This is a genomic window from Maribellus comscasis (assembly GCF_009762775.1).
In the GTDB taxonomy this organism is placed as follows: domain Bacteria; phylum Bacteroidota; class Bacteroidia; order Bacteroidales; family Prolixibacteraceae; genus Draconibacterium; species Draconibacterium comscasis.
The window spans coordinates 2,347,261-2,363,789 of sequence record NZ_CP046401.1; the positions used below are offsets into that span (position 1 = coordinate 2,347,261).

General features: G+C 37.1%; 15 protein-coding genes and 1 tRNA gene. 4 read left to right on the top strand and 12 right to left on the bottom strand.

The annotated features are described in order from the left end of the window. Positions 1-55: 55 nt before the first annotated feature. Positions 56-2,407, top strand: coding sequence for an FISUMP domain-containing protein (locus tag GM418_RS09350; protein WP_158865396.1), 2,352 nt, complete (start codon positions 56-58; stop codon positions 2,405-2,407). Positions 2,408-2,891: 484 nt separating this feature from the next. On the opposite strand, the gene GM418_RS09355 is transcribed toward GM418_RS09350, so the two are convergent. Continuing rightward, positions 2,892-3,653: a TIGR02757 family protein gene (locus GM418_RS09355; protein ID WP_158865398.1), complete on the bottom strand. Its 762-nt coding sequence runs from the start codon at positions 3,651-3,653 to the stop codon at positions 2,892-2,894. Positions 3,654-3,728: 75 nt separating this feature from the next. On the opposite strand from GM418_RS09355, the gene GM418_RS09360 reads away from it, so the two are divergent. After that, entirely contained in the window at positions 3,729-4,739 is a 1,011-nt protein-coding gene (locus GM418_RS09360; RefSeq protein WP_281350290.1) for a DUF2400 family protein, read from the top strand. On the opposite strand, the gene GM418_RS09365 is transcribed toward GM418_RS09360, so the two are convergent. Next, positions 4,736-5,239, bottom strand: a complete 504-nt coding sequence (locus tag GM418_RS09365; RefSeq protein ID WP_158865402.1) for a flavodoxin domain-containing protein — start codon at positions 5,237-5,239, stop codon at positions 4,736-4,738. The genes GM418_RS09360 and GM418_RS09365 overlap by 4 nt on opposite strands. Before the next feature lie 203 nt (positions 5,240-5,442). On the opposite strand from GM418_RS09365, the gene GM418_RS09370 reads away from it, so the two are divergent. After that, positions 5,443-6,123: a ferredoxin--NADP reductase gene (locus tag GM418_RS09370; protein WP_158865404.1), complete on the top strand. Its 681-nt coding sequence runs from the start codon at positions 5,443-5,445 to the stop codon at positions 6,121-6,123. A 53-nt stretch (positions 6,124-6,176) separates the two neighbouring features. Here the strand turns inward: GM418_RS09370 and upp are convergent, their stop codons facing one another. The 10 genes from upp to tatC form a co-directional block, all read right to left on the bottom strand. Continuing rightward, positions 6,177-6,839, bottom strand: a complete 663-nt coding sequence (upp, locus tag GM418_RS09375; RefSeq protein ID WP_158865406.1) for a uracil phosphoribosyltransferase — start codon at positions 6,837-6,839, stop codon at positions 6,177-6,179. Positions 6,840-6,849: 10 nt separating this feature from the next. Continuing rightward, the gene (locus tag GM418_RS09380; protein WP_158865408.1) at positions 6,850-7,959 is read right to left on the bottom strand and encodes a GNAT family N-acetyltransferase; all 1,110 of its coding nucleotides are present in this window, start codon (positions 7,957-7,959) and stop codon (positions 6,850-6,852) included. After that, positions 7,929-8,903, bottom strand: a complete 975-nt coding sequence (locus GM418_RS09385; RefSeq protein WP_158865410.1) for a polysaccharide deacetylase family protein — start codon at positions 8,901-8,903, stop codon at positions 7,929-7,931. The genes GM418_RS09380 and GM418_RS09385 overlap by 31 nt, the downstream gene beginning before the upstream one ends. Then, on the bottom strand, positions 8,904-9,824 hold the full coding sequence (locus GM418_RS09390) for a hypothetical protein (RefSeq protein ID WP_158865412.1): 921 nt from the start codon (positions 9,822-9,824) through the stop codon (positions 8,904-8,906). Further along, positions 9,805-11,139 carry a polysaccharide deacetylase family protein gene (locus GM418_RS09395; RefSeq protein WP_158865414.1) on the bottom strand — a complete coding sequence of 445 codons (1,335 nt, stop codon included), beginning with the start codon at positions 11,137-11,139 and terminating at the stop codon, positions 9,805-9,807. Before GM418_RS09395 ends, GM418_RS09390 begins: the two co-directional genes overlap by 20 nt. A 16-nt stretch (positions 11,140-11,155) precedes the next feature. Then, positions 11,156-11,851, bottom strand: a complete 696-nt coding sequence (radC, locus tag GM418_RS09400) for a RadC family protein (RefSeq protein ID WP_158865416.1) — start codon at positions 11,849-11,851, stop codon at positions 11,156-11,158. Between the two features lie 124 nt (positions 11,852-11,975). Then, positions 11,976-12,227 (bottom strand): 30S ribosomal protein S20, encoded by a 252-nt coding sequence (rpsT, locus tag GM418_RS09405; RefSeq protein WP_158865418.1) that lies wholly within the window; start codon positions 12,225-12,227, stop codon positions 11,976-11,978. A 26-nt stretch (positions 12,228-12,253) separates the two neighbouring features. Beyond that, positions 12,254-12,325 (bottom strand) — tRNA-Glu (locus GM418_RS09410). A 195-nt stretch (positions 12,326-12,520) separates the two neighbouring features. Then, the gene (gene lptB, locus GM418_RS09415; RefSeq protein ID WP_158865420.1) at positions 12,521-13,243 is read right to left on the bottom strand and encodes an LPS export ABC transporter ATP-binding protein; all 723 of its coding nucleotides are present in this window, start codon (positions 13,241-13,243) and stop codon (positions 12,521-12,523) included. A 30-nt stretch (positions 13,244-13,273) separates the two neighbouring features. Next, positions 13,274-14,146: a twin-arginine translocase subunit TatC gene (gene tatC / locus GM418_RS09420; protein ID WP_158865422.1), complete on the bottom strand. Its 873-nt coding sequence runs from the start codon at positions 14,144-14,146 to the stop codon at positions 13,274-13,276. A 190-nt stretch (positions 14,147-14,336) separates the two neighbouring features. Here tatC and recQ point away from each other — a divergent pair, with 190 nt between their 5' ends. Then, a complete protein-coding gene (recQ, locus tag GM418_RS09425) occupies positions 14,337-16,523 on the top strand; it encodes a DNA helicase RecQ (protein ID WP_158865424.1) in 2,187 nt (728 codons plus the stop codon). Positions 16,524-16,529 lie beyond the last annotated feature (6 nt).

A 16,529-nucleotide genomic window follows, 5' to 3' on the forward strand; every position in this document is an offset into this window, starting at 1 on the left:
CACAAACGAATCGTTGGTGCAAGTTTGAAGCCCAAACATAAACTGTGCTTCTACTATGAAAAAACCGTTGCTGTACCCCCTGTCAATTCTGATTTTAATATCATTACTCTTTATTACTTGTGAAAAAGATGAACCTGCACCATCAGAACCAGAAAAAACACCCAATACAGATTATATGGTTTATGATAACGGGAGTGGTGAGATTGGGAAAGCTGGGGGCGAAGTGACAATTACAGAAAGTTCATCTCCTTTAAATGGTGTAACTGTAACAATTCCTGAAGGAGCACTCGATAAGAATGTAAACATTGAAGTTGAAGCAAGTACAAATCCATATCAAGATGATAGAACCTTTGTTAATTTTAAACCTGATGGCTTAGAATTTGAAAAACCGGTACAAATAACTTTACCTTATGATGATCATTTGAATAAGGATAGTATTACTGTCTATTATTGGGATGAAGACAACAATCAAACGATTGAAATTGGAAATGAAGCAGTCACAAACAATTTTGTAACAGCATCTACAGCCCATTTCTCAAATTATAGTGCTGATGAGAAATGTATATATGCTGATTTGGGTACATCAAACGGTATTTTAGCTGCTGGTGGTCATTTGACATTTTTCTCAAAAATTCCATTGATTTTAATGAGTCCTGAAAGAAGTTGGCCGAATATCGTTAATGCAGAACAACTAATTCAAAATAATCCTTTTGGTGGTGGATTAACGGTAAGAATTACATATGAACTTGGTCAAAAAAAATGGCCTGGTATATATTACAGACTGGCAGAAACTGAGATATTGATTCGTCTAACTGAATTGTATTCTACACAATGTTCAAACTCAATGTTTGTTTATAAAACAAATGGAATTATTGATGATTTAATTTATAGCGAAGATGACGTTGAGCTGTTGGGGCATCTATGTATTCCTTCAATGGATGATTTTTATTACCTTTTAGCGAATGGTACAATTTTTAGGGGAATCTTTGATGAAACAACATTCGTGAACACTGGAGAAAGTTTGGATGGAAAGAATCTTGTAGCCAGTATTGGTTTTAGTGTTGGAGATTGGGAACTTAGCTCTACTGGAAAGTTTCTCAAGCACACAGAAACATTATGGGGAATCTCTGAGACCTACGAGTTAGATGAAATTACAACCGTTTTTATTGGAGATGATAATCAAAATGGTATTCCTGATGATTTTGAGAGCATCAATAAACCAGAAATTGAAATTACATCCCCTGAAAATAATTCTACATACTCGGTTTACGATGAAATAGAATTTCAATGTAATGCGATTGATGAAGAAGATGGCACATTAGCTGATACTCAAATTCAGTGGAGTTTTCAGGATGGAAATGAGACCAATTACTTCGACAATGGAACAACGCTAATATTGGATGCTGGTTCGTATGAATTTACAGTAACAGCAACCGATAGTGATGGAAACACAACAGAAACTAATATTAACATAACAGTAACACCTGACAATAATCCACCAACAGCAACAATAACTGTTCCTGCTGGTATCTCAGGCGGAGATATTCAAATTGAATACACTATTTCTGATGCGGATGGAAATGCAAATGACCTTTTTGTAACCTTATCAGGAGTTGACAATCCAAGCTTGAAAGATTTCTCTGCCGGAGAATTTGATGGTGGATATATTAATGGAGTGGAGCCGGGAACTCACACTTTTGTATGGGATTCAGAAGCTGATCTACCAGAACGAAGTGGAAGTATCACGATTTCAATGGGGTATTTAAACTCGGGGAGCAGGGCTCGTATTTCTGATTATTATGAGTTTGAGATTGATAATACGGGCAATACTAGTGGTGAAATAGAATATGGAGAACTTGTCGACACCAGAGGCGGAGAGACAAAAACATACAGAACAGTAATCATTAATGGTAAAGAATGGATGGCCGAAAACCTCGCATACGATGTAGTAGATGGTTGCTGGGCTTACAATAATAATGAAAGTAATGTGGAAACATATGGTAGGTTATATACTTGGGACGCTGCATTAGCAGCTTGCCCTGAAGGTTGGCATGTACCTACTGATGACGAGTGGAAACAGCTGGAGATGTTTTTAGGCATGAGCCAAAGCGAAGCCGATGATACCGGCTATCGCGGAACCGATGAAGGCACTAAATTAAAAGCAACAAGTGGTTGGAATAATAATGGCAATGGAACCGATGATTATGGTTTTTCGGCTCTTCCGGGCGGCTACCGTACCAGCCATGGAAATATCTACAACATTGGCGACCTCGGTTCCTGGTGGAGTGCTACTGAGGGCGATACGTATAACGCGTGGTACCGGACTCTGACCTACACTTTCAGCGACGTACGCCGTTACTGCAACTACAAGGACTACGGCTTCTCAGTTCGTTGTGTCAGGGATTAGGTTTATTTGACTATTTGATTTATTTGATAATATACTTGTGAAGCGTCTATTTTTAAATTGATTAGCATCAAAATTAATAGGTTAATTACAATGATTTACCAGTATACAAAGCAACATATGATTTGTTGCTTGAAATGTTTCGTTTTACAAAGAACTTTACAAAAGAGTATAAATACACAGTTGGTGAGAGTTTAAAAAAGGAGTAAACTCAACCGATAAGCTGGTGCAAAAGCTGGCGTAAAAAAATTGAGTAACAAAATATTTTGTAACACATAGATTTTCAGTCAACCTGATAGGGCTCGAACCTATACTCTTCTGATCCAGAGTTAGTCGTGTCTAAAGAAAAATTAATGGTGAGGTAATTATATTGGTCAACAATCAAGTAATAATCATTTAATAAGTTATAATTGAATATCACCTAATAAAAAGCACCAAATAACGATTGCGCTGAAAGACATCACATTGCGTCTTTGTTTCATCGTTTTTATCTTACATCGTTTACTCCTATTCCAAACAATGCGAAATCGTATTTAACCGGATCATCTTCATCTAAGTCTCGTAAGTTTTTATCAAGTTCAATTACGGCTTTAGCGTCATCCTGTTTTCTGTTTAGTAATCCAAACGTTCTTGCTACCCGGCCTGAATGAACATCTAAAGGACATGAGAGAATTGAAGGTGAAATATCTTTCCATATACCAAAGTCAACACCTGCGTCATCTTTTCGAATCATCCACCTCAAAAACATATTGATTCTTTTGGCAGCAGAACCTTTGTATGGATCTGGTAAGTGTTTTTCCGTACGTTTTAAGTGAGGTATTGCAAAAAAGGCATTTTTAAATTGATGGATAGCTGGTTGTAATGAATCTTCAGTTTTGTATTTGTTGAAAATACCTTCTAAACCGTCCAGATTTTTGTATAAATATTGTAAAGCTGCTATGTAAGTTAAAAAATCGATGTTGTTAAAAGTACGATGCACGAAACCATCAATTTTTTTTAAATGTCGTTCTTCATGATTGATTATAAAATCAAACGGTGAATTACTCATTAATTCCATCATTCGTTTTGCATTGCGAATAATCATTTTTCGATTTCCCCAAGCAATTGTTGCAGCCAGGAAACCTGAAATTTCGATGTCTTCTTTTAGCGAGAACGAATGTGGTATTTGGATTGGGTCTAGTTCAATAAAATCGGGTGTGTTATATTGTTTGACTTTTTCTTCCAGATATTGTTTTAAATCAATTTCCATAAATCTATATTTAAAGTGCTAAAAATAAGAAATTTGTAAAATAATAATTTAACTACCTTAATTACCCGTACCTACATGTTTTTACGGTGGATGATAAGAAACGACAATCGCGCCGTGGTTTTCGGAATCTGGAATGGAATTCCTGCTTCAGAATTAATGCTCCCGCTGGATGTTCACACCGGAAATGTTGCCCGGAAACTGGGTATTTTACACCGCAAATCGAATGATTGGAAAGCAGTGGAAGAAGTTACCCAAACACTTCGAAAATTTTACCCTGCCGACTCAATAAAATATGATTTTGCGCTTTTCGGGTTGGGAGCTTTTGAAAAATTCGAAAATTTTATTGACCTTGCTTCTTTACAAAAAATTATGGGCAGAAATAACTATTTTTGGTTTAAACAATTTTTAGTAATCCAGGAAAAAGCAGCCATGAAGGTAGGCACCGACGGAGTTTTGCTCGGAGCCTGGATTGATGTTCAAAACGAACAAAAAATTCTGGATATCGGAACCGGAACCGGGGTAATTGCCCTCATGCTGGCACAACGAACGTTAGCGCAAATTACCGGAATTGAAATTGAAAAAAACGCCGCTGAAGAAGCCGGGCAAAACTGTAAAAATTCACCGTGGCCTCAGCGGATTCAGATAAAACATACTTCATTCCAGGATTTTGCAAAAACAGCAGACTTTAATTTTGACCTCATCATATCCAATCCGCCTTTTTTCACCAACGATAAAAAATCAAAAGATAACAAGCTCGCCATTGCCAAACACAACGACCTTCTTTCCTTTGATGAACTTTTAAGTGGTTCGGATAAACGATTAAAAGACACCGGGAAACTGGCGGTGATTCTCCCCGTCAGCCAGGCAAAAAAACTGATTGAGAAAGCAAACCAAAAGGGCTTACATTTAATCCGGCTTACCGAAGTTAAACCAACTCCGGATAAGGAGGCAAACCGTTTTCTAATGGAATTCAGTAAAAGTTATGCTGAAATAAAGAAAGATGGTTTAACCATTTTTGAAAAAGGCGGAAAAAATTTCTCAACAACATATAAAAACCTGACAAAAGATTTTTATCTCAATTTCTAAACTAAAAATAAGAAGGGATTAAATATTTTATCCATTCGTTTTGAAAATTTATGAATTGCCTGGTGATCTATTTTCGAAGTACTTGCTTTTACTTTGGCAACCTTTTTAACAACCATTTTTTCAAAGAAGTTCATTTTTTCAAAATCAAACTCACCGCCAAATATAGCAGTTGATTTTGCCACTTCATGAAGTTCTTCCGGGAACGCGGTACGCAACTGTTTTTGTGCACTTTCACCCTCTTCCATACAACAGATAAAAAGCCCCAACTCTTTGGTTTTTAGTTCGTCCATATTTTTTGCGCAAAAATCCTTAACCCTCTTTTGAATTTGCCCAGCGTGGATCGAACCTCCTATAATTATCCGATCGAATTTTTCCAATTCAGGATTGGGATTATCCTTTAAGTTAGCAAGTTGGACTTCTCCTCCTAAATGCTCTTTTAATTCCATGGCTGTATTTTCGGTGCAGCCGTGCGATGTTGAATAAGTAATCAATGTTTTCATGTCTTTGTTTTTACTTGGCTTTGATAATGACTTGTGTTCGAAATAATTGTTTCAAACGAAACGTGAAAATATAAATACAAATCGAACAATTCTGTTAAAAATCGGTTAACACTCTATAAACATCGGTCAAAAAAGACACAAAAGTGTCTTTAATTATTTTTTAGAATTATATTTGCACAAAAAATTAGTAGAAATTAGATACCATGACAATACAAATGAAACCGGAAGTAGAGATTAACACGAACTATTACAAGGTACTCGAAATTAGAAATTTAACAGAAAACACTTTTGTTGTAACACTGCCTAAAAGCAGGTTTAAATTTATTGCCGGCCAACATATTTCACTTTCGATAGAAGGCGACTATCAAAGTCGCGAATATTCTATTTACAGTGCTGAAGAAGGCCAAAACCTGGAAATTTTGGTTAAGGAGGTGGAAGGCGGATATTTTTCGCCAAAGTTAAAACATCTGAAAAAAGGTGACATGGTAGAAGTACACGGGCCATTTGGGAAATTTGGATTGGATACAAAAAAACAAGTTACACATAAACATGTATTTATTGCAAGCGGAACCGGAATTGCACCGTTTCACAGTATGGTAAAAAGCTACCCTAACCTCGATTACCGGTTAATTCACGGGGTTCGACACATGGAAGAAGCTTACGAAAAAAATCACTATGGCGAAGACCGGTATTTTTTGTGTACTTCGCGCGACAAAGATGGTGACTTTAACGGACGTGTTACGGATTACATTAAACAAGCTGAGTTTGACAAAAACACCGCTTTTTACCTGTGTGGTAACAGCGACATGATTTTTGATGCAATGGAAATTCTGAAAGACAAAGGTTTCGACAGAGACAGCGTAAATGTAGAAGTTTATTTCTAAATACCTTAATAATTAACAACACAAGAAACCCGGAGAATTCCGGGTTTTTTATTTTATTTTGAGTCAATCTTTTCACCGTAAGCCAAATCACCCGCGTCGCCAAGCCCGGGTACGATATACGATTTTGCGGTCATTTCATTGTCAACGGCACCCAGCCAAAGCGTAACATTTTCAGCTTTAATATTCTTTTTCACATACTCAACCCCCTGCTTACTTGCAATTATTGCAACCAGGTGAATATGCGAAGGTTTGCCTTTACTAAAAAGTGCTTCATAACCAATTTCCATCGATTTGCCCGAAGCAAGCATAGGATCGGAAAGAATAACAACCTTATCATCAAGTGAAGGTGAAGCCATGTATTCAAACTCAATTTCAAATTTACCATCAGCAGTATATTTTCGGAATGCAGAAATAAAACAATTTTCTGCACGGTCGAGAATACGAAGCAACCCGTTGTGCATTGCCAGCCCGGCCCGAAGAATAGTTGCCAGCACCGGCTGTTTTTGAATTTTAGGAACATCTGCAACTCCCAAAGGAGTAGTAACCTGCGATACCTCAAAATCAAATGTTTTGCTTATTTCGTAAGCAAAAATTTCTCCTATACGATACAAATTCTCACGAAAACGAAGTGGATCTTTTTGAATTGATTCATCCCTGATTTCAGCCAGGTATTGATCTAAAACCGAATGATTGTTGCCTAAAACTTTTATTTCCATTTTTTAAAAATTAAGTAAAGAACACATCTCCGTCACCATCCTGAAATTGAAGGTCACCGGAAACTGGAAATGTGCTGTAAATTTTTTGTCCCATTTTTTTCATGCGCAAAAATGGGAATTTTTGCTTAAATAAAGCCCCTGCAATCTCTGAATTATAAATGGTTGCCATCTCAATCTTATTGTCAACGCAGTACTTTTTTAAATAGCTGGCGATTTCTCCCTCTAATTCCTTATTAATTTGAAAGTAAAGTGTTTTCAAATGACCTTCCCGAACCGAAAAAATAAAAAATCCAACAAATCTGTTTAAATGAAAAATTTTTACGGTTCGGTAATAAAATTCACTTGAAAACGATGAGAAAGGATATATCTCCCGGAATCCTTTGTTGCAGTCAGAAATCCACGGATATTCAAAAATCCATTTCAAATGTTCTTCTCCCCGGTTAAACAGATATGTGCCTTTGCTCTCCCGAATCCTTTCAAAACACTCAACATCGGGAAACTGAAGTTCTTCAAACCGAAAACGGGAATCGATTTTTGGCTTATAGAAACGTGCTTTAAAAGAGGAAAAAAGCCGTATCAAAAAATCAACTGCCAATAAAAATAACCCGGTAAATTTATTTTTATTTGAAGCGGCAAGCAGCTTTCCGGTCTTTGGGTATAAATAACACCGGACTCCTTCAAATCGATGAACGGGACGAAACCAGCCTGTTTTTATAAATAGTCTTTCTGTTTCAGGCGAATAATTGGTAAGCATCAACATGCCTTTCCAGTCGGCATAAGCTTCAGCTAAAAGTCGTTGCGAGAATCCTTTTCTCCTATAATCAGGGCTTACCCAACTTCCGCTGCACCAGGCAAAACGAATCGGATTATTATTGACAAAAGTAACGCCGGCAAATAAACTGCGAAAAGCCACAAGTTGATTTTTAACCAACCCAAGATATAAAACCACGTCATCGGATTCTGCCACTGGATTTCGCAAATACGATTTCGCCCGGAAAGAAGTGATCGGAACAACATTAAATTCCTGAAATATTTTGCTCTTTACAAAATCTTCCAGCTCAAACAGTCGTATTTTTTTTATTTCAAGCATCAATGTTTTACCCTTGCTTTGCCTATCCATTTTCGCAGAAGAAAATATACCCACTCGGCTTTAATATTTTGAATAAAATCTCCTTCTGTTTCCACCGGATATCTTTGAAAGTGAAAATGAAAAGTATCGTATTTTAAACCGGCAGTGCCAAATGTAATATCGCAAATATTTTCTTGCTCTATTTTGTCCAGAAGTGCTGCAGGCACACCATCGTCGGTAAAAGGAAATGCAAAAGCCTTAACTTTAGGTTGTAAATTTTCGTTTATCCACGCCATACTTGTTTGTACCTGTTCCAGTTGTTCATCTTCTGTAATTTTCCAAAACTCCGGGTGGTTACAACTGTGCGCGCCAATTGAGAAACCATCTTTCTGTAACCCTAAAACCTGGCTGTGTGTTAAATACGGAGTTTCTATTTTCAAAAAATTGTCAAAATGGACAGAAATGATTTCCGCAACCTTATCCAAAACCGGAGCCTGCAAAATTGAAATACTCAAAATATTATCAACCGAAAGACCTGCCTCATTAAGCAACTTCTCAGCTTCCTGATTTGGTTTCTTTTTCAGTTTATTCAAAACCAGGCTGGCTTTGTATTTGTGAAAAAGCATTTTATTGTCGACAAAAGCCGTATTTACAAAAAAAGTTGCCGGAATTCCTTTTTTCAGCAGAATTGGCGCAACAACTTCTGCACATTCTTTTAGTCCGTCGTCAAAGCTTAAATGGAAAACATTTTCTCTTAAAGCTCTGTTCTCAACCAGATACTCCAACGAAACGGGCCTAAAATACTTCAAATAAAAATCGAGTTCCCTTTCAAATTGCGCTGTATCTCGATACGGATAATTCTGAATGTGAGGAAGTTTATGGTCGCTAACCACATGATAAAAAGGAAGAAAAACAGGAGTGGTTATTTTAAAAAGTGAATTTACCGGAAAAAGACGACTCACTTGCTGACTGACAAACCGTGGAAATTTATTCATTTATATTCGTTTTAACCACCTCAAGGGCAAAGGTAAACGATTATATTTAAGTTGAAAATAGGTTTCAGGGTAGGCACCAAACCCTTTATAAAAACGAGCGACTCCGGGAATCATGGAGCCTTCAAAATCCAGAACCAGATTCTTCCCCGCATTTTGCTGAATAAATTTATCGATCAAAAAAGCCATCGCTCCCAATTCTTTGCCTCTTTTATCTGAAGCTGCATTCATGTATGTTACCCGGTTTTCATATCTGCAAAAATAAACGGCCGCACACAATTCGTTCCCCGAAGTATAAACTCCGTAAATTTTACCTGTTCCTTTGTACTGGCCAAAAGCGATAATACTTTTTAATCGCTCCAACTCCTTCTTCGAAAGTATTACCTGCAGATTTTCTGACTTAAATTCCAGATAATCCTCAAGGCTGATTCCAGAAACAAAGTTTAAACTATTTTTTTCTGCTTTTTTTAAATTTCGTTTGGTATTGGTTGAATAGGCAGAAAACAGGCCTGCATAGCTCATATTCATTGGCAAAATATAATTTTGCCGCGGAGTGAACTCAATGTTATTTTCGTGCTGAATTGGAGTATTTTGCGAATTTATTTGTGTATCAACATATCTAAAAATTTGGGTTAACACCAAATAAAATTGTTTGGCAATCTCTTCCGGAGGCGAGGGGTATATGCCAAGTTGCTGACAAAACAACGGTTGAAATACATACTTAATTCCCCATTTTGATTTTATGGGTAGTGGCATTACAAATTTATAATCGCCCATTACGAGAGCGTCCCAGATTTCAGTAGCATGGTCGAGATGCCAGGATGTAGCATACACCTGCCGGTTTTGAGAATTAGCAATACAAGAGTCCCATTTTTTGGAATCGATATTCTGGTGTTTTATGTATCTAAGTGGCTGATTCTTCATTCGCCCATTTAAAGCCTGTTCTGTTCATTTCTTCAAAAACTTCGCGATAACCTTTCCAGCCTTCCAAATCGTTTACCGTTTCGTTGTGCCAGATGCTCACAAAAGTTCCTCCTACATTTTTTACTTCCTGCATCAAATCCAAAATTTCCTGTTTTGCCTTTTCCGGACTTAATTGCATATAATCGCGCAAAGTAACATCCATAACCTGAAACGGCACGATACGCAATTTTGTTTCCCGTTCTTTTTTTAAGTCATAAAAAAAATAAGGTGTACAAATTCCTGCCCGAAACCCTGAATGTGAAGAGTAACCCATGGTGTAGTCTTCCAAAATACCATTTTTTAAGAGTCGCTTGTAAGTGGCGGGCATTTTCAGACGTAAAAAATGTTGCCTGCTTTTTTCTACTTTTTCGCCTGTTAGCTGTTCCAGCCGCTGAATTTCTTTAGTGAGTTTCTTTTTCCCTTTCTTCTTGCTCGATGAAAATGAAGGATGAATTCCCACTGCGTATTTTTTATTGGTTTGTTTAACCAGGTTACGAAGATGTTTGTTTCTGTAAGGCAAATTCTTGTCATGGCGGGCATAATCTCCTAAAAGGAAGAAAAATCGTATTTTGTCTTCATTTCCTTTAAATACAGAATCCAAATATTCATAAGTATCGTAGGGATCAGGTGAGCCTCCCGACCAAACGCTAAAACGTCTTTTTGCCTCGCCAACTTTTCCTTTGAAGACAGATTTAGCAATGGCACCGGTACTTCTCCAGAGTCCTTTATGCAAAAAGGCCCATGCATTATCAATATCGATTGTAGAATAAAACTGAAATTTTGTTTTCTTAAATACAAGCTTGGGATATTTTTCGCTCAGCTTATTGGCCAGAAGCCGGGCCCAGATATTTACCACCGGTTTTTTTAACAGTTCATATTTTGAAAGAACACTTCTTTCAGCCGGATAACGATTATATTTTCCCCGCTCTTTTTCAAGGTATTCTTCATGCCGCGTCACAAGATAAAATGAGGCAGCCAAAGGATCAAAAGGCAAGTCTGAATCTTTTGAGCTTTCAAAAAAATACTTCTCCCCTTCGTACCACACTGACTTAAAATCAGGATTAATCATCGCTTTGCAATACAATAAGCGATGGGGTTTTATATAAAATTCATCGTCAAATTTCTCGTAAGAATAATTGATTTTAGGCTTATCACTTTTTTGAAAACTGGACGAATTTGAAGTGAAAACAACTTCATTCCCAAGAATTTGTGTAAATATTAACCGGGCGATGTAATCTATCCTCGGATTAATTTCTTCAGAATAAAACAGTATCATGGCAGTATTTTTGGTTTTACAGAATACCTTCGTCGGCCAAACTAAGATAACTGTTTTGCCCGATTATTAAATGATCTAACACCAAAATATCCATAAGTTTTGCAGCATCTTTTATCTTTTGGGTAATTTTCAAATCAGCCTCCGATGCTTGCATTGTTCCCGATGGATGGTTGTGACAAAGAATAATTGCACTTGCCAGTTTTTCGATAGCTGATTTTAAAATCAACCGCACATCAATTACAGTTCCCGAAATTCCTCCCTGGCTTACCATAAAACTATCGATGATTTTGTTTCCCCTGTCAAGTAATAAAATCCAAAACTCTTCATGATTTAGGCTACCAAGTAGAGGTTGAAAGTATTCTGCCGCATCTTTACTTCCTGTAATTTTGTTTTTAAGGAAAACTTCAGCATCTTTTCGCCGGTTTCCCAGTTCGAGTGCAGCAACTATTGTTACGGCTTTTGCTTCTCCAATTCCGTTGAAAGTTTTCAAATAATCGATGCCTTTTCGTCCAAGATCTGAAAGATTATTTCCCACCGAACTTAATATTCGTCTTGAAAGTTCAACTGCAGTTTCATCGAGGTTGCCCGAACCAATCAAAATAGCAATTAATTCTGCATCGCTTAATGCACGTGCTCCTTTTGATAACATCTTTTCACGCGGGCGGTCTTCCACTGCCCACTCCTTAATGTTTAATTTCTTATAGGTATTCATGAGGTCTGGAGTTGTTTGTCTAAAAATAAACAAATTGAAAGAAGAAAAAAAGGAGAAGGAAAAAACAGACAAAAAAAAAGCCCTCTATCAAACGATAGAAGGCTTTTTCTTTAAACAATATCTTTTATAGCTGATTTAACTGAACAGCTAATTTTGATTTCAGATTTGCAGCTTTATTGTTATGAATGATATTCTTTTTTGCCAGTTTATCAATCATTGAAGCTACTTTCGGATACATTTTTTCTGCTTCTGCCTTATCAGTAACATTGCGAAGATCTTTTATAGCATTACGCGTTGTTTTTGCATAGTACTTATTGTGTACCCTCTTCTTTTCGTCTTGTCTTATTCTTTTTAAAGCTGACTTGTGATGTGCCATTTTATTCTAATGCCTTTAAATTTTAGTAGCCCGTAGGGGATTCGAACCCCTGCTACCAGGATGAAAACCTGGCGTCCTAACCCCTAGACGAACGGGCCTTCCTTATATTCCCTTAATTTTGGGACTGCAAAAATACTTCATTTTTGTAATCCACCAAATTTTCAAAGAATTTTTTTGTGCTTTTTGAATGCTTTTTTCGTTAAAAAGTATTTTTCAAAACAGCGATGCAAAGAAAATGATGTTTTTTGAATCTGCAAATCAAAACAAAAGAAAAATGCAGAAATCTTAAGAAATTAACGAAGCTCAAAATTCTGACCAAGATAAACCCGACGTACATCTTCATCATTAGCCAGGTCTTCAGCAGTTCCAGCCTTTAATATCGAGCCTTCAAAAAGCAGATAGGAGCGATCGGTTATTGACAGCGTTTCGTGCACATTGTGGTCGGTGATCAAAACGCCAATATTTCGTTCCTTTAGTTTTGTAACAATTTCCTGAATATCTTCAACGGCAATCGGGTCAACACCAGCAAAAGGTTCATCAAGGAGAATAAACTTGGGATCGATTGCCAATGCCCGGGCAATCTCTGTTCTGCGCCGTTCACCCCCTGAAAGTTGCACCCCTTTACTTTTTCTGATGTGCTGCAAACCAAACTCCGAAATCAGGGTTTCCAACTTTTCTTTCTGGTATTCCTTGGTGTAATTGGTCATTTCCAGAACAGCCTTTAAATTATCCTCGATACTCAATTTTCTGAATACTGAGGCTTCCTGTGCAAGATAACCAATCCCTTTTTTAGCTCTTTTGTAAACAGGCAGTTTCGTAATATCTTCGTTGTCAATAAAAATTTTCCCTGAAAAAGGTTGTATTAATCCGACAATCATATAAAACGAAGTGGTTTTCCCTGCTCCATTCGGGCCAAGCAAACCAACAATTTCGCCTTGATTCACCTCAAAGCTAACTCCTTTTACAACGGTACGCTTTCTGTACTTTTTTACAATATTTTCGGCTCGAAGTATCATTCAAACAAATAACGTAATTTTCAGTCGGAATTAGATTTCATCCAACTCTTTTTCACGTTTTTTAACTACACGACGTGAAATAATAATCCCGATTTCATAAAGAAAGACCAATGGAAAACACACCATCACCTGGCTAAAGATATCGGGGGGAGTAATAATCGCTGATAACAAAAGCATTATTACGTATGCATGCCTGCGATATGTTTTCATAAACTGAGGTGTTAAAATCCCCACTTTGCTCAAAAAGAATGAGAAGATAGGAATCAGGAAAACAACACCTGCTGCCAAAGAGATGGATGTGACAGATCCAATATATGATTTTAGATTAATCTGGTTTGCCACATCGCCACTCACATTGTAAGATCCTAAAAAATGAATGGAGAGCGGTACAATTAAAAAATAACCAAACAACACCCCTAACAGAAACAATACAGTAGTAAAAAACACAGCACCGCTGGCGTATTTTTTTTCGTTGGCATAAAGAGCCGGCTTAATAAAACGCCAAAACTCATAAAAAATAACCGGCGAGGATAATATCATTCCGGCAATTATCGAGACCCAAATATGAGTCATAAACTGGCCGGCAATCTGGATACTTATAATTTCAAGCGGCTTCTGATTAATCTTCAAAGCCTCTGACCCAACCAGATCGCCTAACCTCGCGAGCATCCGGTTTGTCCAAAAGTCTGGAGTACGCGGGTTTAAAATTACGGTATTAAAAATAAAGTCTTTTAATATAAAAGCTGCAACTGCAAAGACTACTATCGCCAAAGCCGAACGGATAATATGCCAGCGCAATTCTTCCAAATGATCAAGAAACGACATTTCCGCCTGTTCCGTGATTTTCTTACTTTTTTTATTTTTTTTCGTGGATTGTTCTTCCCTGTTTTCGCTTTCGCTCATTTCAGTTCATTTTATCAAAAACTCCACAAATATAAACACTTCTTAATATTAGTAATTTCCGAACCTGATTTTTATTTTAACGAATAGTGATTAATTCATAAAAATTATTAAATCCTATTGCCATTTTTCTTACTTTTAATAATTTAGAATTTACGAAAGAGAACTACAGGTTTAGGGAAATTAGAAACAAATGAATAGGGAGAGTTCATTAACCGATAAATTACGACACTATTTTGGCTTTGACAGATTCAAAGGCCAACAGGAAGAAGCAATTAAAAGTGTTCTTGCCGGCAATAACACATTTGTTTTAATGCCAACGGGGGGAGGAAAATCACTGATATATCAATTACCAGCCCTTTTATTGGAGGGAACGGCAATTGTAATTTCACCATTAATAGCACTAATGAAGAATCAGGTGGATTCCATACGGGGGATGCAGTCGGAAGATAACATAGCCCATTTTTTAAATTCTTCATTGTCTAAAGCAGCAATCCAGGAAGTTAAAAATGATGTACTGGATGGTAAAACAAAACTTTTATATGTCGCCCCGGAATCTTTAACCAAAGAAGAAAATATAGAATTTTTAAAAAGAGTAAAAATTTCTTTTTACGCTATTGATGAGGCACACTGTATTTCAGAGTGGGGACATGATTTCAGACCAGAGTATCGAAGAATAAAACCAATTGTCGAAGAAATTGGCAAATCACCCATTGTTGCATTAACTGCAACTGCTACGGCGAAAGTTCAACACGATATCCAAAAGAATCTTGGCATTTTGGATGCTGAGGTGTTTAAAGCATCATTTAACCGTGAAAACCTTTATTACGAAGTCCGGCCAAAGATAAAACCCGAAACTCAAATCATAAAATTCATAAAACAAAACGAAGGAAAATCGGGGATTATTTATTGTCTGAGCCGAAAAAGAGTTGAAGAGCTTGCTGAAACACTGCAAGTGAACGGAATTAAAGCTTTGGCTTATCATGCAGGAATGGATGCTGCTACACGCTCAGGAAACCAGGACAAGTTTTTGATGGAAGAAGTTGACGTTATTGTTGCAACCATAGCTTTTGGAATGGGAATCGACAAACCCGATGTTCGTTTTGTAATTCATTACGATATTCCCAAAAGTCTTGAAGGATATTACCAGGAAACTGGTCGTTCAGGTCGCGACGGAGGGGAAGGAAAATGTATAACTTTTTACAGTTACAAGGACATTCAGAAACTTGAAAAATTTATGCATGGAAAACCAGTCGCTGAACAGGAAATAGGGAAACAGCTTTTGCTTGATACAGTTTCATATGCTGAATCTGCCATTTGCCGCAGAATTATTCTGCTGAATTACTTTGGAGAAAAATATGAAAACGAAAATTGCGGAAACTGTGACAACTGTCTGAATCCAAAAGAAAAAGTGGAAGCCGGTGATGAAGTCGCAAGAGCTTTAAAAGTCATTCTTGAAGTAAACGAAAAATATAAAGGCGAACACATCGCCAACATATTAATTGGTAATAAAACAGCAGCAATAAAATCATTTAAGCATTATACTCTGGAAACCTTTGGTTCCGGGAAAGATCACGACGAAAGATTTTGGAATGCAGTTTTCAGACAATCGATGATTGCCGGAATAATTAATAAAGACATTGAAAATTATGGGCTTCTAAAAGTGACGGAGAAAGGCCATGAATTTTTGAAAAATCCAACCAGTTTTATGCTGGTTAAGAACCATGAATACGAGGAAGAGGATGATTCTGCAAATGCAGGAGGTGCGCCTTCGGGGGCCACTAGCGGAGATCCGCAGTTATATTCAATGTTGAAAGATCTTAGGAAAAAAATTGCAAAAAAGCATAGCCTGCCCCCGTTTGTAATATTTCAGGATCCCTCGCTGGCCGATATGTCAATTCAGTATCCGGTTTCACTCGACGAACTGCAAAAAATCCAGGGAGTTGGCCAGGGCAAGGCAAAAAGGTACGGAAAAGAATTTGTTGCATTAATAAAACAATATGTAGACGAAAACGAGATTGAGCGCCCGGAAGACCTCATCGTAAGAACAGTGGCGAACAAATCAAAAATGAAAGTTTTTATTATTCAAAGTATTGACAGAAAAATTTCGTTTGACGATATCGCCAATTCAAAAGGAGTAGAAGTAAATGATATTATAACCGAAGTTGAAGCCATCGTTAATTCAGGAACGCGTTTAAATATCGACTATTATATCGACGATGTTATTGATGAAGACCGGCAGGAAGAAATGTTCGAATATTTCAGAGAAGCAGAAAATGACTCAATTGAAGCCGCTGTTGAAGAGTTGGGAGAAGACGAATATTCTGAGGAAGACATACGACTTATGCGTGTCAAATTCATTTCCGACATGGGAAACTAAAACATT

Coding starts and splice junctions, on each gene's coding strand:
- GM418_RS09355 (WP_158865398.1), bottom strand. CDS start 3,653: ATGGAAATTGATTTAAAACAATATCTGGAAGAAAAAGTCAAACAATAT.
- GM418_RS09370 (WP_158865404.1), top strand. CDS start 5,443: ATGACAATACAAATGAAACCGGAAGTAGAGATTAACACGAACTATTAC.
- GM418_RS09350 (WP_158865396.1), top strand. CDS start 56: ATGAAAAAACCGTTGCTGTACCCCCTGTCAATTCTGATTTTAATATCA.
- upp (WP_158865406.1), bottom strand. CDS start 6,839: ATGGAAATAAAAGTTTTAGGCAACAATCATTCGGTTTTAGATCAATAC.
- GM418_RS09390 (WP_158865412.1), bottom strand. CDS start 9,824: ATGAAGAATCAGCCACTTAGATACATAAAACACCAGAATATCGATTCC.
- GM418_RS09380 (WP_158865408.1), bottom strand. CDS start 7,959: ATGGATAGGCAAAGCAAGGGTAAAACATTGATGCTTGAAATAAAAAAA.
- GM418_RS09395 (WP_158865414.1), bottom strand. CDS start 11,139: ATGATACTGTTTTATTCTGAAGAAATTAATCCGAGGATAGATTACATC.
- lptB (WP_158865420.1), bottom strand. CDS start 13,243: ATGATACTTCGAGCCGAAAATATTGTAAAAAAGTACAGAAAGCGTACC.
- radC (WP_158865416.1), bottom strand. CDS start 11,851: ATGAATACCTATAAGAAATTAAACATTAAGGAGTGGGCAGTGGAAGAC.
- GM418_RS09365 (WP_158865402.1), bottom strand. CDS start 5,239: ATGAAAACATTGATTACTTATTCAACATCGCACGGCTGCACCGAAAAT.
- rpsT (WP_158865418.1), bottom strand. CDS start 12,227: ATGGCACATCACAAGTCAGCTTTAAAAAGAATAAGACAAGACGAAAAG.
- GM418_RS09385 (WP_158865410.1), bottom strand. CDS start 8,903: ATGAATAAATTTCCACGGTTTGTCAGTCAGCAAGTGAGTCGTCTTTTT.
- recQ (WP_158865424.1), top strand. CDS start 14,337: ATGAATAGGGAGAGTTCATTAACCGATAAATTACGACACTATTTTGGC.
- GM418_RS09360 (WP_281350290.1), top strand. CDS start 3,729: ATGTTTTTACGGTGGATGATAAGAAACGACAATCGCGCCGTGGTTTTC.
- tatC (WP_158865422.1), bottom strand. CDS start 14,146: ATGAGCGAAAGCGAAAACAGGGAAGAACAATCCACGAAAAAAAATAAA.